The organism is Aestuariivirga litoralis (genome assembly GCF_003234965.1).
GTDB lineage: Bacteria > Pseudomonadota > Alphaproteobacteria > Rhizobiales > Aestuariivirgaceae > Aestuariivirga > Aestuariivirga litoralis.
This window is the reverse complement of sequence record NZ_QKVK01000007.1, coordinates 99099-119706: the sequence shown is the minus strand read 5'-3', so window position 1 is coordinate 119706 and position 20608 is coordinate 99099. Positions and strand designations below refer to the sequence as shown.

Sequence of the window (20608 nt, the reverse complement as noted above, 5' to 3'; positions counted from 1 at the left end):
GTAGATGACGGTGGTTCAGTTCCAGGGCAAGGGCACGACGAGGGGCACGGTGGCCCCCAAGGGTGGGCTCGTTGCCGCGCTCGACATCGGCTCGACCAAGATCAGCTGCCTCATCGCCGAGGCCATTCCCGCCAAGCATCGAACGTCGGAGTCGGACGACCGGCACACGCTCAAGGTGCTCGGCACCGGCTACCAGCTGTCACGCGGTATCCGCGGCGGTTCGATCGTCAACATGGATGATGCCGAGCGCGCCATTCGCCTTACCGTGGACGCGGCCGAGCGCATGGCCCAGCGCACCATCAGCGAAGTCTATGTCAACGTCTCGGGCGGCCGCCCGCAGTCGCAGCGCCACATCGGCTCGGTGCCGACACAGGCAGGGCAGGTGGTGCAGCGCGACATGGATCGCGCCCTCGACGCCGCCCTCGACCAGGTCGATCCCGGCCGCCGCTCCATCATGCACATCACGCCGCTGCAGTATCACCTCGACGATGCCAGCGGCATCAAGGATCCGACGGGCCTCTTCGGCGACAACCTGGCGCTGGACCTGAGCGTCGTCACCGTCGAGGCGCCCCACCTCAAGAACCTCGTCATGGCGGTGGAGCGCGCCCATCTTTCGGTGGCTGGCTTCGTGATCGCACCCTATGCGGCGGCGCGCGCCGTGCTGGCGGATGACGAGCGATCGCTGGGTGTCACCGTCGTCGACATGGGCGGGTCCACCACGTCCTTCGCGGTGTTCCACGAAAACCACCTGGTGATGGCCGACGTGCTGCCGATCGGTGGCCAGCACATCACCAACGACATCGCCCGGGGCCTTTCCACCACCATCGCCCATGCCGAGCGCATGAAGACGCTGTGGGGCTCGGCAATTTCCAGCAGTGTCGACGAGCGCGAGATGATCTCCGTGCCGCTCCTCGGCGAGCGCGGGGTGGACACGGTGCAGCAGGTGCCGAAGTCGATGCTCACCGGCATCATCCGGCCGCGGCTGGAGGAAACCTTCGAGATGCTGCGCAACCGGCTGGATGGCTCGGGCCACGCGCATTACGGTGGCTGCCGCATGGTGATCACCGGTGGCGCCAGCCAGCTCAACGGCGTGCAGGAGGTGGCCAGCCACTGGACCGGCCGACAGGTGCGGCTCGGCGTGCCCGCCCATGTGCAGGGCATGCCTGAAAGCGCGCACGCTCCGGCCTTCTCGGTCTGCGCCGGCCTGCTCAACTATGCGCTGAAACCCGACGTCCACTACGAGTTGCCGAAGCACAAGGCCAAGCAGGTGGAGCGCGCCCAGCAGAATTACGTCACCCGCGTCGGCCGCTGGATCGTCGAGAGCTTCTGATTGCTCAGGCACCGCGCTTGCGGCGCTCGGACCGCGTGCGCTCGAGCAATGCCTCGTTGTGCCGGGCTGATTGCTCGCAGCGCCTGTGCAGTTCCTCGAGTTCCTTGTCGGTCAGCTTCTCGATACCCATGAACATGTCCTCGGCGTTGGAGGAGCGGATCAGCTCGTCGAGCTTGGTCTGCAGCGCGGCGCCGTCGCGGTTCTGGGTATTCTGGATGAGGAACACCATCAGGAATGTCACGATGGTGGTGCCGGTATTGATCACCAGCTGCCAGGTCTCCGAATAACCGAAGAAGGGGCCGGAGACGGCCCAAAGCAGGATGAGGATCACGGCCGCGATGAAGGCCGCCGGGCTCCCCGCCCAGTGGGCCATGGCGCTGGCAAAGCGCGTGAAATGTCTTTCCATTGCATCGCTCCTTCACGGCATGGAACTGCGCCGCCCTGGGGTGGCGGGCCGCACAGCCACAATCCACGCCTGCGCCGGAAGTTTCACAGTGGACGTCCGGCGGAGCCTTCCTGGGCCCACCAGGGCTGCCCGATGCCGGATGGCGGGCGGCAAACGTCAGGCTGGCGCACCAATTTGCATGGGCTGGCGCTTGGCCCTATATGCAAGGCCCCAATGCTTGCGCTTGAAATACTCCTGGTCCTTGCCCTCGTGGCGCTGAATGGCCTACTCGCCATGTCGGAGCTGGCCATCGTCTCGTCCCGTGCGGGCCGCCTGAAGGCGATGCGTGACCGGGGCGTCAAAGGCGCGCGCGCGGCGCTCGAGCTGTCCGAGAACCCGGGCCGCTTCCTGTCGACGGTGCAGGTCGGCATCAGCCTCGTCGGCATCCTGGCTGGCGCATTTTCCGGGGCAGCCCTGGGCGACCGGCTGTCGAGCCTACTGGAAAGCCTCGGCGTTCCGCACAATTATGCCGGGCCAGTCGGCTTCACCCTGGTTGTTACGATTATAACCTATATATCTGTTATTATTGGAGAACTTGTTCCAAAGCAGCTGGCGCTCAAGAACCCGGAGGCAATTGCCTGCCGGGTCGCCTATCCGATGGACCTGCTGTCGCGCATCGCTGGCCCCTTCGTCTGGCTGCTCGACGGCTCCGGGCGGTTGCTGATCCGCCTTCTGGGGCTCAAGGAATCGAGTGAGGCGGGCGTCACCGACGAGGAAATCAAGTCGCTGATCGCCGAGGCGGAATCGGCTGGCGTCATCGAAAGCGGCGAGCGCGACATGATCGCCGGCGTGATGCGGCTGGGCGACCGGCCGGTGCGGGCGCTGATGACGCCGATGACCGACATCGACATGATCGGCATCGATGACGACCTGCCCGACCTGCGCAAGAAGATCATCGCCACCCCGCACTCACGCATCCCGGTGCATGGCGAGGATCCGGAGGAGGTGATCGGCATCGTGGTCATCAAGGACGTGGCGGACGCGCTGCTCGAGCGGCGCAAGCTGGAAATCGACCGGCTCGTCCAGAAGGTGCCGGTAATTCCTGAATCAATGCCGGCACTTGAGGCCATGGAACTGTTCCGCGGTTCCTCCATCCATGTCGCCTTCGTGCAGGACGAATATGGCCGCACCCTGGGCCTCGTCACCGCCGCCGACCTGCTGAGCGCCATCGCCGGCAGCCTGGAGCCGGTGGGCGAGGGGGACGACCGCGCGGTGCAGCGCGACGATGGCTCGTGGCTCCTGCCCGGCGACATGGCGGTGGACGAGATGGCGGAATTGCTCGGCTTCCCGCTGCCGCCCAAGCGCCGCTACGAGACTGTGGCGGGCCTCGTCATCGACGCTTTCAAGCACCTGCCGTCGCTCGGGCAGGTGGTGAAGCTCGGCAACTGGCGATTCGAGGTTGTCGACCTCGACGGCCGCCGGGTCGACAAGGTTCTGGCAAGCCGCGCCAGCGATACACATCGGCCGGCGCGCAGGGCCGGCACAGCCTAACCGCGCGTTACCGCAAAGGCCCAATTCCGGGCATATTTTGGGGTCGGAAAGGCCAATGGTTAGCGCGCGTTAACCATTTGTTATGAATTTGGTAAGAAATAGGTAAGCGGGCAAATCAATTCCGGGCGCCACGCAAAATGACCATCAACCTAACCGTTCCCAACCTCTCCGATCTCAAGCCACGCATTGCCGTTTTCGGCGTCGGCGGCGCGGGCGGCAATGCCGTCAACAACATGATCGAGAGCCGGCTCGAGGGGGTCGAGTTCGTGGTGGCCAACACCGATGCGCAGGCGCTGATGCAGAACGCCGCGCAGCGCCGCATTCAAATGGGTACGGCCCTGACGCAGGGTTTGGGCGCCGGCTCCCAGCCGCAGATCGGTGCCGCCGCCGCCGAGGAGGCGTTGCCCGAAATCCTCGACCATCTCGCGGGCGCCCACATGGCCTTCATCACCGCCGGCATGGGCGGCGGCACCGGCACCGGTGCGGCCCCCGTCATCGCCCGGGCGGCGAAGGAGCAGGGCATCCTGACGGTCGGCGTCGTGACCAAGCCGTTCCAGTTCGAGGGTGTGCGCCGCCAGCAGACGGCCGAGCGCGGCATCGAGCAGCTGGCCAAGCACGTCGACACGCTGATCGTGATCCCCAACCAGAACCTGTTCCGCGTCGCCAACGAGAAGACCACCTTCGCGGCGGCCTTCGCAATGGCCGACCAGGTGCTCTATTCCGGTGTGGCCTCGATCACCGAGCTGATGACCAAGGAAGGCCTGATCAACCTCGACTTCGCCGACGTCCGGGCGATCATGAGCGAGATGGGCCGCGCCATGATGGGCACCGGCGAAGCCTCGGGCGACAAGCGCGCCATCGAGGCGGCCGAGGCCGCCATCTCCAACCCGCTGCTCGACGACGTGTCGATGCGCGGCGCCCGCGGCCTGCTGATCTCGATCACCGGCGGCCCGGACCTGACCCTTTACGAGGTCGACGAAGCCGCCACCCGCATCCGCGAGGAAGTGGACCCCGAAGCCAACATCATCCTCGGCGCCACCTTCGATGAATCGCTCGAGGGCATCATGCGCGTCTCGGTGGTCGCCACAGGCCTTGCCGCCGAAGCGCTGAAGGGCGGCAAGCCGGCGCCTGTCGAGGAAGAGGCCGAAAAGCCCTCGGTTTTCGGCTGGACCGGCAAGCAGGCCGCTGCGCCGAAAAAGCCGATTGCACCGGTTGCGCCCGCACCTGTTGCCGCCGCCCCTGCGCCGGTGGTGCCTGCCCGCGTTCCTGCGCCCGCCCCGCAGCCCGCGCCCGCACCGGTTCACGCGCGCCACGAGGAAGAGGTTGCCGAGGCTGCTCCGCCGCTGCCGGCCGCCGTCATTCCTGAGCGTTCGCCCGCGCCGGCGGCGACGCGGGTCCGCATGCCCGCCATCGATGATTTCCCGCCGCAGGTGAAGAAGCAGATCGAGGCGCAGCAGACGCGCATCGAAACCATTGCCAACCAGGCCGAGAAGAAGAAGCCCGGCCTGTTCCAGCGCCTCGCCTCGGTGGGGCTCGGCCGCAAGGACGACCCGCCGGCGGCACCTGCCCAGCGCGAGCCGTCGATTGCCATGCAGGCGGCGCCGCAGCGCCCGGCGATGCAGCCCCGCGCCCATGCGCCGGCCCCCCAGGCGCACCATCACGAGCAGCACCTCGACGATGATCAGCTGGAAATTCCGGCCTTCCTGCGCCGCCAGGCCAACTGATTGAAGTAGCAGGGAATTAGCCCAAGCCCGGCGGGTCACACTTCCGCCGGGTTTGGCGCATCTAACGCAACTCGGCTTGGCGTTCGGCGCGCCACCGGTTTATGACACGGTTTGCGGGTGCAGGTGGGGTTTTCGGTGCAGGTGACGAGACGGGTTTCGCAAGGCATTGCGGCGGCACTGGTTGCCGTTCTGCTGTCCGGCTGTGCCACGAACATCATGGATGGAATCTGGGGTGACGATACACCCGCTGCATCGGCTGCAGGCACTGCGGGAACCGCGGTGGCCCCGGACATGGCGTCGGCACAGGAAACCGCGGCGGTGGCCAAGCTCTACAACGAGGCGCTTGCGGAACTGAACAGCAATTCCCTGAAGTCTGCCATGAAGCAGTTCGGCGAGGTGGAGCGGCAATATCCCTACTCCAGCTATGCCACCCAGGCCATCCTGATGCAGGCCTATATCGGCTACAGGCTCGGCAAGTGGGATGACGCCGTCAACGCCGCCAACCGCTACATCACGCTGCATCCCGGCGGCAAGGATGTGGGCTATGCCTATTACCTCGTCGCCGTCTGCAACTATGACCAGATCGGCAATACCCGGCATGACCAGTCCTCCACCCTCAAGGCGCTCGCCGCGCTCGAGGAGGTGTCGCAGCGCTTCCCCGGCACGGCCTATGCGCAGGATGCCGCCGCCAAGGTGCTGGTGGCGCGCGATCACCTGGCGGGCAAGGAGATGGAAGTCGGCCGCTACTACTATCGCCAGGGCGCTTATCTTGCCGGCATCAACCGGTTCAAGAAGGTCGTCACCGACTTCCGCAACACCAGCCAGACGCCCGAGGCGCTGTACCGGTTGACGGAAGGCTACATGGCGCTCGGCGTCGTCTCCGAGGCGCAGACGGCAGCCGCGGTGCTCGGCACCAACTACCCGCAGTCCGAGTGGTACAGGGATGCCTATCAACTGGTGTCGAATGACGGCCTGTCGCCGGAAGCCAACAAGGAATCCTGGATCTCCAAGGCCTTCGACGCGGTGAATCCGCTCTAATTCACCTGTCGCGGAGGCCCGCGACTCCGCTATAAATGCGGGCCATGCTGACCGCTCTCTCCATTCGTGACATCGTCCTGATCGAGAAGCTCGACGTCGCGCTCGACAAGGGGCTGACCGTGCTCACCGGCGAAACCGGCGCCGGCAAATCGATCCTGCTCGATGCGCTGGGCCTTGCACTCGGGGCCCGCGGTGACTCGTCCCTGGTGCGCGCCGGTGCGGAGCGCGGTGTGGTCACCGCTGCCTTCGCACTGCCGCGCAATCATCCCGCCTTCGCGATCCTGAAGGAGCAGGGGGTGGATGCCGATGGCGAATTGGTCATCCGCCGCATCCAGAATGCCGATGGGCCGAGCCGTGCTGCCATCAACGACCAGCCGGTGAGCCTCAACCTGCTGCGCCAGATTGCCGGCGCGCTCGCCGAGATTCACGGCCAGCATGCCGACCGGGCACTGGTCGACGTTACCGCGCACCGCCGCCTGCTCGATGCCTTCGGCGGGCATGAGGCCGAAGTGAGCGAGGTCGCCGCCCTCTGGGCGCGTTCATCCGCCGCCGAGGAGGCGCTGAACGAGCATCGCGCGCTGATGGACCGTGCGGAGGCCGAGCGCGACTATCTCGAACATGCAGCCGAGGAGCTCAGGGCGCTGAACCCGATCCCCGGCGAGGAAGCGCTGCTGGCCGAGGCCCGCCAGATGATGATGTCGGCCGAACAATATGCCGAGGCGCTGACCGATGCCGAGGAGGCGCTTGCAGGCGACGGCACCTCGGTGGCCCGCCTCAACGCGGCCTTGCGCAAGCTGGAGCGTCGCCGCGAGACGGCGGGCGGCCGGCTCGACCATGTCTGCCAGGCGCTGGATCGCGTGCTGGCCGAGGTGTCGGAGGCCGAGCGCGCCATCGCCGAGGCGCAACGCTCCTTCGTTTTCGATCCCAAGGAGCTGGAGAAATCCGAGGAGCGGCTCTTCGCGCTGAGGGCCGCGGCGCGCAAGTTCAAATGCACGGTCGATACACTGGCGGATGTGCGCGAGCGCTTCGATGATGAATTGAAGGCACTGACCGATGGCGGCGGGCGGCTGAGGAAACTCGAGCAGGAATTCCGCGCGGCGCGCGAGGCCTATGATGCGGCGGCGGAGAAGCTGTCGAACAAGCGCCGCAAGACGGCCAAGTCCCTCGACAAGGCGGTGATGGCAGAACTGCCGCCGCTGAAACTCGAACGTGCCCGCTTCGAGACCGCGATCGAGACCGATGCAGGCAAGCCCGGTCCTCAGGGCATCGACCGCATCGAGTTCATGGTCGCGGCCAACCCGGGAACACCGCTGGCGCCGCTGATGAAGGTCGCCTCCGGCGGCGAGCTTGCACGCTTCATGCTGGCGCTGAAGGTCATCCTTGCCTCCAAGGGCTCCGCACCCACGCTGATCTTCGACGAGATCGACACAGGCGTCGGCGGCGCCGTGGCCGATGCCATCGGCGCGCGGCTGGCACGGCTGGCGGAAAACCTGCAGGTGCTGGCCGTCACGCACAGCCCGCAGGTGGCTGCGCGCGCCTCGCAGCACATGCTGATATCCAAGATGGAAGAGGTCGCCTCGAAGCGCATGGTGACGCGCGTGCAGCCGCTCTCCGACAAGAGCCGCCGCGAGGAGGTGGCGCGCATGCTCTCCGGCGCCAAGGTGACGGAGGCCGCGCGCGCCCAGGCCGACGAGCTGCTGGGGGCCAAGGGATAAGCCATGGCGAAGACGACGCAAACCCCCGTCGAGGACCTGACCCTCCTCGAGGCCTCGGCCGAGTTGGCGGCCCTTGCCGCCGAGATCGCCAAGCATGACCGCGCCTACCACGAGCAGGATGCGCCGCTCATCTCGGACGCCGATTATGACGCGCTGCGCCAGCGCAACGAGGCGATCGAGGCGCGGTTTCCGGAGTTGATCCGCGACGACTCTCCCTCGCGGCGCGTCGGCTCCGGCCCCGCGGAGAAATTCGGCAAGGTTCGGCATGTGGTGCCCATGCTGTCGCTCTCCAACGGTTTCTCGGAGGAGGACGCGCGCGACTTCGTGGGCCGCATCCGCCGCTTCCTCGATCTGCCCGAGGGCGAGGAGGTGGCGATCACCGCCGAACCGAAGATCGACGGCCTCTCCATTTCGCTCCGCTACGAGAACCGCAAGCTGGTGCAGGCCGCAACGCGCGGCGATGGCTATGAGGGCGAGAACGTCACCGCCAACGTGATGACCATCCACGACGTGCCGAAGCGGCTGCATGGTTCGGCCCCGGAGCTGATCGAAATCCGCGGCGAGATCTACATGAGCCACAGGGATTTCGCGGCGCTCAACGAGAAGCAGGCGGCGGCGGGCGAGAAGGTCTTCGCCAACCCGCGCAACGCTGCCGCGGGTTCGCTGCGCCAGCTCGATGCGTCCATCACCGCCGCGCGGCCGCTCCGCTTCTTCGCCTATGCCTGGGGCGAGGCGCCGGAGCTTCCCGCCGATACGCAGATGGGTGTCATCAGGGCATTCGGGAGCTGGGGCCTGCCCACCAATCCGCTGACCAAGCTGTGCCATTCCGTCGAGGATCTGATCGCGCAGTATCGCCTCATCGAGTCCGAGCGCGCCGAGCTGGGCTATGACATCGACGGCGTGGTCTACAAGGTGAACCGGCTGGACTGGCAGCAGCGTCTGGGCTTCGTGTCGCGCAGCCCACGCTGGGGCCTTGCGCACAAGTTCTCCGCGGAGAAGGCGACGACGGTGCTGGAAAAGATCGACATCCAGGTCGGCCGCACCGGTGCCCTCACCCCCGTGGCGCGGCTGAAGCCGGTGACCGTCGGCGGCGTCGTCGTCACCAATGCGACGCTCCACAACGAGGACGAGATCGCCCGCAAGGACATCCGCGAGGGCGACACGGTGATCGTGCAGCGCGCCGGCGACGTGATCCCGCAGATCCTGGGCTTCGTTGCGGACAAGCGCCCGCGGGATGCCAGGCCCTACGAATTCCCGCAGCAGTGCCCCGTCTGCCAGTCGCATGCGGTGCGCGAGGAGCGGGCCTCCGGCAAGGTGGATGCCGTGCGCCGCTGCACCGGGGGCCTCATCTGTGCCGCGCAGCGTGTCGAGCGTCTGAAGCACTTCGCCTCGCGCAATGCCTTCGACATCGAGGGGCTGGGCGACAAGATCATCGAGGAATTCTATGCCGACGGCCTCATCGCCTGGCCGCATGACGTGTTCACGCTGGAAGAACGCGACAAGGGCCAGCTGAAGCGGCTGAAGAACCGCGAGGGCTGGGGCGAGGCGAGCGTGAAGAAGCTTTTCGCCGCCATCGACGAGCGCCGCACCATCGGCCTCGACCGCTTCATCTTCGCGCTCGGCATCCGCCACGTGGGCGAGACCACGGCGCGCGCGCTGGCGCGGGCCTATGGCACGGCGGAACATTTCCGCGAGCAGATGGTGGCTGCGGGTGGGATGGAGGGCGAGGCGTGGTCCGAGCTCAATGCCATCGATGGCATCGGCGAGGTGGTGGCCGAGGCAGTGGTGCAGTTCTTCGGTGAGCCCCATAACCGCGACGTGGTGGACGAGCTCCTGAAGCACGTCACCGTCACGGCGCTGGAAGCGCGCAGTACCACCTCGCCCGTTGCCGGCAAGACGGTGGTCTTCACCGGCGCCCTCGAGCGCATGACGCGCGAGGAGGCCAAGGCCATGGCGGAGCGGCTGGGCGCCAAGGTCTCGGGCAGCGTGTCGAAGAAGACCGACCTGCTCGTCGCCGGCCCCGGCGCAGGCTCCAAACTGAAGGATGCCGAGAAGCATGGCGTCGAGGTGATCGACGAGGCCACCTGGTTCGAGCGGGTGGGCGGCTTGTGAATCCAGCGCGACGTGATTTCCTGACCGGCCTCTCCCAGGTGGCGCCGGTGGTGGTGGCTTACATTCCGATCGGCCTGCTCTGGGGCACGCTTGCGGCGGCCAAGGGCCTGTCGGCCCTCGAAGCCCTCATGATGAGCGTCATCGTCTTCGCCGGCTCCGCGCAGTTCGTGGCGGTGGACATGTGGCAGGACCCGGTGCCGGTGCTGCTCCTCACCTTCACCGCGCTCATCATCAATGTCCGCCATGTTCTGATGTCGGCCTCGCTGTCGCGCCATGTGGAGGCGATCCCGCGCGCGTGGCATCCGCTGGTCGCCTATTTCCTGGTCGATGAAAGCTGGGCGCTGGCCGAGCGCCGCGTGCTGGAGACGCCGCTGACGCTTGCCTATTACCTCGGTATCACCGTGCCGCTCGCCGCCACCTGGTGGATCAGCACAGGTGTGGGCGCCATGCTGGGCCGCGCGCTGGGCGATCCCTCGGCGTTGGGCCTCGACTTCGCGTTTTCCGCCATGTTCATCGCCATCCTCATGGGTTTCTGGAAGGGGCCGAGCACGGCGGGTGTGCTGGCCGCGAGCGGTGCCGTCGCGGCGGGCACGCATCTGGCCTTCGACGGCCCGTGGTACATCGTGGCGGGCGGCCTTGCCGGCGCGGTCTATGCCTTTGTCACGTGGCGGCGGGAGGAGGCGGCATGAGCACGAGTGCTGTTCTCGCCATCCTCGGCATGGGAGTCGCGACCTACCTCACCCGGCTCTCCGGCTTCTACCTCTTGCGCGGCTTCAACGTCTCCGGCCCCATGAAGGCGGCACTCGATGCCCTGCCGCCCGCCGTGCTGATGGCGGTGATCGCACCGGTGATCCTGACGACGGGCTGGGCGGAGTCGATCGCCGCGGCCATCACGGCGGTGGCCGCCTTCTTCCGCCTGCCGCTGACGGTGACCATCATCATTGGCATCGTGAGTGTGGTGCTGCTGCGGATGGTTCTCACCGCCTGATCGTCAATGGCAGGAAGCTGGACCCGGCCTTCGCCGGGATGACGGCTTCGAGGGAACTAGAGTGGCGCGCAGGCCTTCTTCAGCCAGGCAAGTTCCGCGCCTTCGAGGTGGTCGCCCACCTCCTTCAGCACCCGTGCGTGATAGGCATTGAGCCACTGGCGTTCTGCATCGGAGAGCAGCTCCACGTCGACCAGCCGCCGGTCGATCGGGGCGAGCGTCAGCGTCTCGAAGCCCAGCATCGGGCGTTCGCCGCCGGTGACGGGCCTTGCCTCATGCACCATCACGAGGTTCTCGATGCGGATGCCATAGTCGCCCTGCTTGTAGAAGCCGGGCTCGTTGGAGAGGATCATGCCGGGTTCCAGCGGTGTGCGGTCCGACTTGTTGATGCGCGCCGGGCCCTCATGCACCGAGAGATAGGCACCCACGCCGTGGCCCGTGCCGTGGTCGAAGTCGAGGCCGGCACTCCACAGGGGCCGGCGTGCCAGCACGTCGAGCTGCGAGCCCGTCGTGCCCTTCGGGAAGCGGACCATGGAGAGGTCGACCATGCCCTTCAGCACGCGGGTGAAGCGGTCCTTCATCTCCGGCGTGGGCGTGCCGACGATCACCGTGCGGGTGATGTCCGTCGTGCCGTCGATGTATTGTGCGCCGGAGTCGATGAGGAAGATTTCGTTCTTTCCCAGCCTGCGGTTCGACTCCTCCGTCGCGTGGTAGTGCGGGATCGCCGCATGGGGTCCGGAGGCCGGGATGGTTTCGAAGGACAGGTCCTTCAACTCGCCCGTCTCGGCGCGGAAGGCCTCGAGCTTCGCGGCCACGTCGAGCTCGGTGAGGCCACCCTTGGGTGCCTCCGCCTCGAGCCAGCAGAGGAAGCGGCTCACCGCGACACCGTCGCGCTTCTGCGCGGCGCGGGCACCTTCCTGTTCGGTCTGGTTCTTGCGTGCCTTGGGCAGCGACACGGGGTCGGCACCCGTCACCACCGTCGCCTTGGCCTTCACCAGGAGCTCGCGGATGCGTTCCGGCGTCCAGGCGGGGTCGATCAGCACGCGGGCACTGGCCTTGCCCAGCGCCTTCAGCGCCGCGCCGATCTCCTTCGGCTCATGCGTGGTGGCGATGGCCTTCAAGTGCTGCTTCACGTCCTCGGTGAGCTTGCCCTTGGCGATGAAGAGCTGCGCCTTGCCCCTGGCGGGCAGGATCGCATAGGCCGCGACGACCGGCGTGTGCGGCACGTCGAAGCCGCGCAGGTTGAACAGCCATGAAACCGAGTCCGGCTGCGTCAGCACCACGGCATCGGCACTGGTGAGGGCCTTGCGCAGGTCCTTGATCTTCTCGGCTGCGGTGCGCCCGGCAAACTGCGTGGGCTGGGTGGCGAGTTCCGCCATGGGGCGCGGCGGCTGGTCTTTCCACACCGCATCGATGGGGTTGGTCTCGACCGGCACGAAGGAGGCCCCCACCGCTGCGCAGGCCTCCGCGAGGCGCTTTGCCTGCTCGGCGGTGACCAGCCACGGGTCGAAGCCCAGCCGGTCGCCTTTCCCGAGGTTCCTGGCGATCCATTGCGCCGGCGGTTCCTCGATCAGGTGGAAGGGCGCGAAGATCTTCTCGTCCACCTGCTGGCGCACCTGGATCACATAGCGCCCGTCGACGAAGATCGCCGCCTTCTTCAAGGTCACGATGGCGATCCCGGCGCTGCCGCGGAAATTGGTGAGCCAGCGCAGCCGCTCGGCATAGGCGGGCACATATTCGCCCTGGAACTCATCGGCGCGGGGCACGAAGAATCCGGTGAGCTTGCGCTTCTTCAGTTCGGCCCGGAGCAGGGCGACGCGAGTCTTGTGTGTGTCAGTCATCACCAAGACTTAACAAGAGCCTCGCGCAGCGTCTACATCCTGAGGCCGATGCGGCCCTCCACCTTCGGCGCCACCGTCTTCTGCGCGGCGATATAGGCCATCACGTCATTGGCCATCAGCTTGCCGTCGCGGACGCCGAGCAAAGGTTTGCCGGCTTCCAGCGCAACGTAGCCGTCGCCCCCGGCCGCCATGTAGTCATTGGTGGCAAGGGTGTAGCCGGCGGCAGGGTCGAGGGGCTTGCCGCCGATCATGATGTTGTCGACGCGCTGGCCGACGGGCCGCATGAGGTCGGCGGTGAAGGAGAGGCCCGACACCTGCGGGAAGCGGCCGGCGGCATTGGAGACGTCGCTCACGCCATTTTCGAGTGCGGCGCGGATCATGTCGCCGGTGACGGAAAGCTTCACCGTGCGGTTGCCGAAGGGCATCTCGGTGAGGATGTCGCGGCGCGACAGCTGGGCGCCAGCCGGATACTGCTTGTTGCCGCGCAGCCCGCCGCCATTGATGATGGCGACGTCCGCGCCTGTCTGGGCGCGCAGCGCGTCGGCGACGAGGTTGCCGATGGCGGCTTCCTGGGTGCGCAGGGTGGCCTTGCGGCTGTCGAGCGGCTCCGTGGTCATGCCGATGGCAACGTTGAGGTCGGCATCGAGCTCCTTGCGATAGGCATCAACCTGGGCTTGCGTCCCGGGATCGGGCGTCACCGTCGCGGTGTCGATCACACGGAAGTCCGGCCACCAGGTGACGCGGCGCTTGCCGTCCTTGTCGCTCACATCGACCGTCACGTCGATGGCGGTCACGTAATTCGCCTCCGTCATCGACTCGGCCAGGACGGTGTTGCCGTCGAAAAACAGCGCGAGGTCATGGTCGTCGCCTGACAGGATGAGGTCGAAGGCGCCGCTCTGATAGAGCTTGAGATCGACCTCGCGCTTGGCATGGGCCACGGCGACGATCAGGTCGGCGCCCTGGGACTTCAGCAGCTTGGCCTGCGCCAGTGCGGTTTCGAAGGTGGGTGCAAAGACGAGATTGTCTCCGGGGCTGGATTTCACCGGGCTGTCATCCGCGGTGAGGCCGACGAAGCCGACCTTGAGGCCGCCGAAGTCGCGCATCTCGGTGTCCCTGAAGCCGGGGAGCGGCTCGCCGTCCTTTGTCCGCAGGTTGGCGGCGAAGAGGGGGAACTTTGCCTCATTCATCCGTTCACGGAACACCTTTTCGCCGAAGTCGAACTCGTGGTTGCCGGGCGTGAAGATGTCGGGTGGTACGAGGTTGGTGAGCGCGATCGTGTGTGCGCCCTGGTCGAGGCCGGACAGGAGCGAGGGCGAGATGAGGTCGCCGGCATGGGCGTAGATCACGTTGCCGCCCTTGGCGCGCTCTGCCTTCACCACCGCATTGAGCCGCGCGAAGCCGCCGCGCTCGGCATCTTCCACGTTGTAGATGTCGTTGGTGAGCAGGAAGGTGAGCTTCACCGTCTCGGCCCACGCCGGCGTGGTGAAAGCTGCAATGCCGAGGAGGGCAGCGGTCAGGAGGGTGCGGCGCATGATCATGGTGTGCTCCATAAATCCGTTTTCAGAAATCACCGGCGTTCAGCCCAGCATCTCACCTTAGCAGCTTGACGAAAGAAACACCTGCAATTGATCTTGAAACCGGGAATGAACTGCGACATATATTCCTCACTCGATAACTGGGCCGGACGATTGGCCGCTTCGCTTCCCCGTTGGGCCGCGCACGCAAGACTCCTCCAATTCTCGACCACTGTCTTGCCGTGCCTCTCGAGACCACGTCAGGGCTGACGACAACCCAACGTAAGGAAGACACCCATGGATACGGGTACTGTGAAGTGGTTCAACGAGCAGAAGGGCTATGGCTTCATCCAGCCGGACAATGGCCAGAAGGACATCTTCGTCCACATCTCGGCGGTTGAGCGCGCCGGCCTGCGCACGCTGAAGGAAGGCCAGAAGGTCTCCTATGAGGTCGTGACGGACAAGCGCACGGGCCGCGCCTCGGCCGGCAACCTCGTCGCCGCCTGATCGGACCAGCCGATTTCACGCCAGATGCCCGGCCGCAAGGCCGGGCATTTTCATTTTTGCGGACGGGTTATGCTGCGGTGCACAATAATTCATCCATTTATCCATGCGTCAGAAGCATGCAAATGGATCAAAAGCGACACTCGAGGGTGCAAAAAAGACTGGTTAACGGCCATTAAGTTCTTGGACCGAATTAAGTCTCCAATTGCAATAAAACCGACGTAATCCGACTCTATAAGGCGTTCGTAAGGGGATGCATTCGGGGAAGCTTGCGCGACACTTGATCCATGTATTCAGTGCATGGCTGAGACGCAAAGCTGCATCTGGTTTGTGCTGCAACTGCTCTCTATATGGACAGTCAACAGTGCAACGCACAATGAACCCTCGAAAAATCGCCGATGGCCCCAACGGCCCGGATTTTGAGAGATGAGCAGGAGAATGACGATGTCGACGATCACCTACGGCCGCGAGACGGTCCGCAACGAAGGCTTCAACATGGGCTCGGGCCTCCTCGGCCGGGTCAAGACCTATCTCGCCCGCAGCCGCGCCGAGCGCCAGCTGGCCCAGCTCGATGACCGGCTTCTGGCCGACATCGGCATGAAGCGTTCGGAAATCTCCAAGATGGTCTGGGGCGCCTGAGCCTCAGCAATCGAGCTCCCAGCCGGCTCCCCTGGAGCCGGCTACAGCCGAGCGCCCGGGTGTCCTCCCGCCCGGGCGCTTTCGCTTTTTGGGGCGGGTGAACACGAGGGTGGCCCAGTTGCCCCGCGTGATCCGCCCTGCCAGCGCCAGCCCGCGCGACTCATAGGTGGCTTCGATCCAGCGCATCTGCTCCAGCGTCAGGCCGGAGAGGATCAGGTCGCCACCGGGCATCAGGGCGCGTGCAAGGCCGGTGGAGAGCGCCACCAGGGGCCGCGCCAGGATATTGGCGAAGATCAGGTCATAGGGGCCGTTGCCGGCGATGCGCGGGTGGCTGAGGCCCGCCGCGACGAAGCTGCCGATGAGCGGCTTGACGCCGTTCAGCGCCGCATTGGCGATGGTCACCCGCACGGCTTCCGGGTCGATGTCGCTGGCCAGTGCCGGGCGCCCGGTGGCCTTGGCGGCGGCGATGGCGAGAACGCCCGTGCCGCAGCCCACATCCAGGATGTTCTCCGGCAGGCGGCGCTTCAGGATGCGGTCCAGTGCGATCAGGCAGCCTTCGGTGGTGCCGTGGTGGCCGGTGCCGAAGGCGGTACCGGCGTCGATCTCCAGCGAGATGCCGCCCGGGCGGCGGCGCTCCCGGTCATGCGAGCCGTGGAGGAAGAAACGGCCTGCCGTGACGGGGGCCAGCCCCTCGAGCGACTGGCGCACCCAGTCCTGCTGCGGCATGGGGGCGATGAGGCCGTGCTTGAGCTCGCCGAGGTTCCGCGCGTTTTCCGCCTCCTCTTCGCTTTCGAAATAGAGCACCACCTCCCACAAGGCCTTGGCCTCATCCGTCTCGTTGATGGTGATGGCCATGGGGTCGATACGGAAGCTCTCCTCCAGAGCGGAGGCGAGGGCGTTGGCGCCATCATGCGACAGGGCCGGGATGGTGAGGGTAAAGCGGGCTTCGGTCATGGAGGCGGTTAGGGCCCAAAAGGATGCGCGGGTCAAGCCCGCGCATGATGGCGAAACATTCATCATGGCCGGGCGTGTCCCGGCCATCCTCCTAAGTGAGCGGAACGATCTTGATCTCGACGCGCCTGTTTTGCGCCCGGCCCTCGGACGTGGCGTTGGAAGCGATCGGGTCATTCTGGCCCATGCCGAGCACCTGGAAGCGCTTGGGGTTGTTGCCCTGGGCCACCAGGTAGTCGGCAACCGAGGCGGCGCGGGCTTCCGACAGGCGCTGGTTGTGCTGCGGCGATCCCGTCGAATCGGTGTGGCCGGTCACGTCGATGAGCGTCTTGTTGAACTCGTTCAGCACGAGGGCCACCGAATTCAGCGTGTCGTAGAATTGCGGCTTGATGGCCGACTGGTCGGTGTCGAAGGTGACGTTCGACGGCATGTTCAGGATGATGTCGTCGCCCATGCGGGTGACCGACACGCCGGTGCCCTGCAGCCTGGCGCGCAGTTTCGATTCCTGGTTGTCCATGTAGAGGCCCACGCCGCCGCCGGCGAGCGCGCCCAGCCCGGCGCCGATCAGCATCGACTTCCGCGTCGAGGCGGATGTTGTCTTGCCGATGACGAGGCCCGTGGCCGTGCCGAGCAGGGCGCCTGCGGTGGCGCCCACGGCGGTGTTCGAGATCTTCTGTTCACCGGTGTAAGGATCGGTCGAACAGCCGGCGAGAAAAGTGGCGGCCAAAGCCGCGAGCGCGAATTTGCGAAGCATGTCTTCCCCACTGCAACACTGCGCCATTCCCCCGGCGATATGGCGGCAATGAGGTAAAAGGAAGGTTTATTCGGCCGCCGCGAGGTCCTCGTCCTCGAGCAGGAAGCCCCCCGACTGGCGCTGCCACAGCGAGGCATAGAGCCCGCCCTTGTCGAGAAGCTCGCGATGCGTGCCGTCTTCCACGATTTCGCCCTTGTCCATGATGACCAGCCGGTCCATGGCCGCGATGGTGGAGAGGCGGTGCGCCACCGCGATCACCGTCTTGCCCTCCATCAGGGCATAAAGATTCTCCTGGATCGCCTGCTCGACCTCTGAATCGAGCGCGCTGGTGGCCTCGTCGAGCACCAGGATCGGCGCGTTCTTGAGCAGCACGCGGGCAATGGCGATGCGCTGGCGCTGGCCGCCCGACAGCTTGACGCCGCGTTCGCCCACATGCGCCTCGTAGCCGCGGCGGCCCTTGGGGTCCATCAGCGTGGCGATGAATTCGTCCGCATGGGCCTTGCGCGCCGCCGCCTCGATCTCCGCCATCGTCGCATCGGGCTTGCCGTAGCGGATATTGTCGATCACTGACCGGTGAAGCAGCGAGGTGTCCTGCGTCACGACGCCGATCGCGGCGCGCAGCGAATCCTGCGTCACATGCGCGATGTCCTGCCCGTCGATGAGGATGCGGCCCTTCTCGAGGTCATAGAAGCGCAGGAGCAGGTTGGAGAGCGTCGACTTGCCGGCGCCCGAGCGGCCGACGAGCCCGACCTTCTCGCCCGGCGCGATGGAGAGCGTGAGGTTCTGCAGCACCGGCCGGTCGCGCCCGATAAGCGGCTTGCCGTAGTTGAAGGTCACGTGATCGAACAGGATGGCGCCTTTCTTGACGCTCAGCGGCCTTGCATCCGGCGCATCCTTGATGGAGCGGTCGCAGGCAATCGTCTCGATGCCGTCCTGGATGACGCCGACATTCTCGAACAGGCCCGCCACTTCCCAGATGATCCATTGCGACATGGCCTTGAGCCGCAGCGTGAGACCCACCGCGAAGGCGATGGCGCCGGTCGAGATCGAGCCCGCGTGCCACAGCCAGATCGCCATGGCCGACATGGTGAAGATGAGCACGCCCGAGAGCACCTGCAGCGCGGTGGTCATCAGCGTCGACATGCGCATCGAGTCGTTCACCGACTTCAGCATCCAGTCCATGCCCTCGCGCGCGTAGGTGTCCTCGCGGTCGGCATGGGCGAAGAGTTTGACGGTCGGGATGTTGGTGTAGCTGTCGACCACGCGGCCCGTCACCAGCGAGCGCATCTCGGCCTGTTGCTGGGAGAGCTTGCCGAGCTTCGGCACGAAGTACCAGCAGGCCGCGGCATAGCCCGCGAGCCAGATCAGCAACGGGATCATCAGCCAGCGGTCGGCCGTTGCCACCAGAATGAGGGCGCCGAGGAAATAGACCACGACATAGACCAGCACCTCGGTGAACTTCATCACCGCGTCGCGCACGCCCAAGGCTGTCTGCATCACCTTGGTGGCAACGCGGCCGGCAAAGTCGTTGGTGAAGAAGTCCATCGACTGGCGCAGCACATAGCGGTGCGCCACCCAGCGGATGCGCATGGCATAATTGCCGCGCAGGCCCTGGTGCGAGACGGCCTCGGAAAAGAAGTTGAGCAGCGGCAGCAGGATCAGCGCAATGGCGCCCATGATCACGAGGTGCGTGCCGTGCTCCGCCCAGAACGTGTCGCGGTTCGCCGCCGTCAGCAGGTCCACCAGCTGGCCGAGGAAGGCGAAGAGGTAGACCTCCAGGAAGGCGATGACCGCCGAAAGGAGCGTCGAGACAAGGAGCAGCGGCCAGAACGGCCTGGTGTAATGCCAGCAGAAGGCGAGGAAGCCCTGTGGCGGCATGCCGGGTTGCTCGGGCGGGAAGGGGTCGACCAGCGACTCGAGCCAGGTGAAGAAACGGTCAGTCACGAAAATGCTCCGGGGCAGCGCGGGCGGACGGGCAGGGGCGCTGCAAATGGCCTGATTCAGTGTGAAGGCCCTTATAAACCCGGGAATTCGGGCCGGAAAGGGGCGGGGGCCGGCGCCCGCGGCCAAGTCTCCTTTGCGTTATCGGCATGAAGGGCGGGGCGTTTCCCGTGTTATCTGGTCGCCATGTCGTCGTCCCGGCTGATCCCGCTCATCATCGCCTCCGCGCTGTTCATGGAGAACATGGATTCGACGGTGATCGCCACCTCGCTCCCCGCCATCGCCAGGTCGCTGGGAACCGACCCCATCGTGCTGAAGCTGGCCTTCACCACCTATCTCTTGAGCCTCACCGTCTTCATTCCCATCAGCGGCTGGCTGGCGGACCGTTTCGGCTCGCGGCAGGTGTTCCGGGTGGCGATTGCGGTGTTCACGCTCGGCTCGCTGGCCTGCGGCATGGCCAATTCGCTGGGCGGCCTGGTGGCGGCCCGCGCGCTGCAGGGGATCGGCGGGGCCATGATGGTGCCGGTCGGCCGCATCATTTTGCTGCGCACCGTGCCCAAGGCGGAACTCGTCGATGCGCTGGCCTGGCTCACCATCCCGGCGCTCATCGGGCCCCTGGTGGGGCCTCCCGTCGGCGGCTTCATCACCGACACCGTGGGCTGGCGCTGGGTGTTCTGGATGAACCTGCCCTTCGGCATCCTGGCCTTCGTGCTGGCCACGGTGCTGATGCCCGATACCCATGTCGACACGGTGCCGAAGCTCGACTGGGTGGGATTCCTGCTCTCCGGACTCGGCCTCTCGTCCTTCATCTTCGGCCTCACCATCCTGGGCCGCGACCTGCTGCCGGGCTGGACGCCCACGCTGCTCATCGTGTTGGGCGCGATGCTGGTGGGCCTCTACGTGGTTCACGCGCGGCGCACCCCGCACCCGATCCTCGATCTCTCGCTGCTGCGCATCGAAACCTTCCGCGCGGGCGTGGTCGGCGGCAGCCTGTTCCGGGTGGGCGTGGGGGCGGTGCCCTTCCTGCTGCCGCTGATGTTCCAGCTGGCCTATGGCATGAGCGCCTTCCAGTCGGGCATGATCACCTTTGTCGCCGCGGCGGGTGCCATCTCGATGAAGCTGGGTGCGGCGAAGATGATCCGCCGCTTCGGCTTCCGCAGGCTGCTGATCGTCAACGGGCTGCTCGCCAGCGTCTCGATCTCGATCATGGGGCTGCTCTCGTCATCGACGCCCTATGTGCTGGCGATCGCGCTGCTCTTTGCCGGCGGTTTCCTGCGCTCTCTGCAGTTCACGGCGCTGAACGCCATGTCCTATTCCGACGTCGACCACCAGCAGGCAAGCTATGCGACGAGCCTCTACACGGTGGTGCAGCAGCTCTCCCTCTCGATGGGTGTGGTGCTCGCCGCCTTCGTGCTGGAGGCCGCACAATGGTCGCGTGCGGAGGCGGCGCTGACGCCGATGGACTTCACCATCGCCTTCGCTGTCGTGTCCGCCTGTTCGCTGACAGCCTGCCTGCAGTTCCTCACCCTGTCGCCCGCTGCCGGCGAGGCAGTGAGCGGGAAGCGGGCGGGGGCCTGATCATTTCCATGTTGTCGTCGCCTCGGTCTTCGCCGGGATGACGCGA

17 protein-coding genes are annotated in these 20608 nt (G+C 66.1%); 11 read left to right on the top strand and 6 right to left on the bottom strand.

Going from position 1 to position 20608, the window contains the following annotated elements; genetic code table 11:
* The first annotated feature begins 4 nt into the window (after positions 1–4).
* Positions 5–1330, top strand: coding sequence for a cell division protein FtsA (gene ftsA / locus DK847_RS15190; protein ID WP_111199376.1), 1326 nt, complete (start codon positions 5–7; stop codon positions 1328–1330).
* A 4-nt stretch (positions 1331–1334) separates the two neighbouring features.
* Here ftsA and DK847_RS15185 read toward each other — a convergent pair whose 3' ends face one another.
* Positions 1335–1736: a low affinity iron permease family protein gene (locus DK847_RS15185; protein ID WP_111199375.1), complete on the bottom strand. Its 402-nt coding sequence runs from the start codon at positions 1734–1736 to the stop codon at positions 1335–1337.
* 213 nt (positions 1737–1949) lie between these two features.
* Here DK847_RS15185 and DK847_RS15180 point away from each other — a divergent pair, with 213 nt between their 5' ends.
* The 7 genes from DK847_RS15180 to DK847_RS15150 all read left to right on the top strand — a co-directional run bounded on the left by DK847_RS15180 (position 1950) and on the right by DK847_RS15150 (position 10843).
* Positions 1950–3266 carry a hemolysin family protein gene (locus DK847_RS15180; RefSeq protein WP_111199374.1) on the top strand — a complete coding sequence of 439 codons (1317 nt, stop codon included), beginning with the start codon at positions 1950–1952 and terminating at the stop codon, positions 3264–3266.
* Positions 3267–3403: 137 nt separating this feature from the next.
* A complete protein-coding gene (ftsZ, locus tag DK847_RS15175; RefSeq protein WP_111199373.1) occupies positions 3404–4990 on the top strand; it encodes a cell division protein FtsZ in 1587 nt (528 codons plus the stop codon).
* Between the two features lie 117 nt (positions 4991–5107).
* Positions 5108–6028, top strand: a complete 921-nt coding sequence (locus DK847_RS15170; protein WP_342634759.1) for an outer membrane protein assembly factor BamD — start codon at positions 5108–5110, stop codon at positions 6026–6028.
* 44 nt (positions 6029–6072) lie between these two features.
* The gene (gene recN / locus DK847_RS15165) at positions 6073–7743 is read left to right on the top strand and encodes a DNA repair protein RecN (RefSeq protein WP_111199509.1); all 1671 of its coding nucleotides are present in this window, start codon (positions 6073–6075) and stop codon (positions 7741–7743) included.
* 3 nt (positions 7744–7746) lie between these two features.
* Positions 7747–9855 (top strand): NAD-dependent DNA ligase LigA, encoded by a 2109-nt coding sequence (gene ligA, locus DK847_RS15160; RefSeq protein WP_111199371.1) that lies wholly within the window; start codon positions 7747–7749, stop codon positions 9853–9855.
* The gene (locus DK847_RS15155; RefSeq protein ID WP_245414629.1) at positions 9852–10544 is read left to right on the top strand and encodes an AzlC family ABC transporter permease; all 693 of its coding nucleotides are present in this window, start codon (positions 9852–9854) and stop codon (positions 10542–10544) included. Before ligA ends, DK847_RS15155 begins: the two co-directional genes overlap by 4 nt.
* Positions 10541–10843, top strand: coding sequence for an AzlD family protein (locus DK847_RS15150; RefSeq protein WP_111199369.1), 303 nt, complete (start codon positions 10541–10543; stop codon positions 10841–10843). Before DK847_RS15155 ends, DK847_RS15150 begins: the two co-directional genes overlap by 4 nt.
* A 56-nt stretch (positions 10844–10899) precedes the next feature.
* On the opposite strand, the gene DK847_RS15145 is transcribed toward DK847_RS15150, so the two are convergent.
* Together DK847_RS15145 and DK847_RS15140 are read right to left on the bottom strand one after the other, a co-directional pair.
* On the bottom strand, positions 10900–12681 hold the full coding sequence (locus DK847_RS15145; protein WP_111199368.1) for an aminopeptidase P family protein: 1782 nt from the start codon (positions 12679–12681) through the stop codon (positions 10900–10902).
* Between the two features lie 32 nt (positions 12682–12713).
* On the bottom strand, positions 12714–14219 hold the full coding sequence (locus DK847_RS15140; RefSeq protein ID WP_245414628.1) for a bifunctional metallophosphatase/5'-nucleotidase: 1506 nt from the start codon (positions 14217–14219) through the stop codon (positions 12714–12716).
* Between the two features lie 273 nt (positions 14220–14492).
* Between DK847_RS15140 and DK847_RS15135 the strand changes: the two genes are divergently transcribed.
* Positions 14493–14702, top strand: coding sequence for a cold-shock protein (locus DK847_RS15135; protein WP_111199367.1), 210 nt, complete (start codon positions 14493–14495; stop codon positions 14700–14702).
* 441 nt (positions 14703–15143) lie between these two features.
* Positions 15144–15338, top strand: a complete 195-nt coding sequence (locus DK847_RS15130) for a DUF1127 domain-containing protein (RefSeq protein WP_111199507.1) — start codon at positions 15144–15146, stop codon at positions 15336–15338.
* Positions 15339–15341: 3 nt separating this feature from the next.
* Here DK847_RS15130 and DK847_RS15125 read toward each other — a convergent pair whose 3' ends face one another.
* The 3 genes from DK847_RS15125 to DK847_RS15115 all read right to left on the bottom strand — a co-directional run bounded on the left by DK847_RS15125 (position 15342) and on the right by DK847_RS15115 (position 18921).
* Complete coding sequence (locus DK847_RS15125; RefSeq protein ID WP_342634764.1) at positions 15342–16355, bottom strand: 50S ribosomal protein L11 methyltransferase; 1014 nt, start codon at positions 16353–16355, stop codon at positions 15342–15344.
* 28 nt (positions 16356–16383) lie between these two features.
* Positions 16384–17043: a YiaD family glycine zipper/OmpA-like lipoprotein gene (locus DK847_RS15120; RefSeq protein WP_111199365.1), complete on the bottom strand. Its 660-nt coding sequence runs from the start codon at positions 17041–17043 to the stop codon at positions 16384–16386.
* Positions 17044–17109: 66 nt separating this feature from the next.
* Positions 17110–18921 (bottom strand): ABC transporter ATP-binding protein, encoded by a 1812-nt coding sequence (locus tag DK847_RS15115; protein WP_111199506.1) that lies wholly within the window; start codon positions 18919–18921, stop codon positions 17110–17112.
* Between the two features lie 249 nt (positions 18922–19170).
* On the opposite strand from DK847_RS15115, the gene DK847_RS15110 reads away from it, so the two are divergent.
* Positions 19171–20562 carry a DHA2 family efflux MFS transporter permease subunit gene (locus tag DK847_RS15110; RefSeq protein WP_111199364.1) on the top strand — a complete coding sequence of 464 codons (1392 nt, stop codon included), beginning with the start codon at positions 19171–19173 and terminating at the stop codon, positions 20560–20562.
* Positions 20563–20608 lie beyond the last annotated feature (46 nt).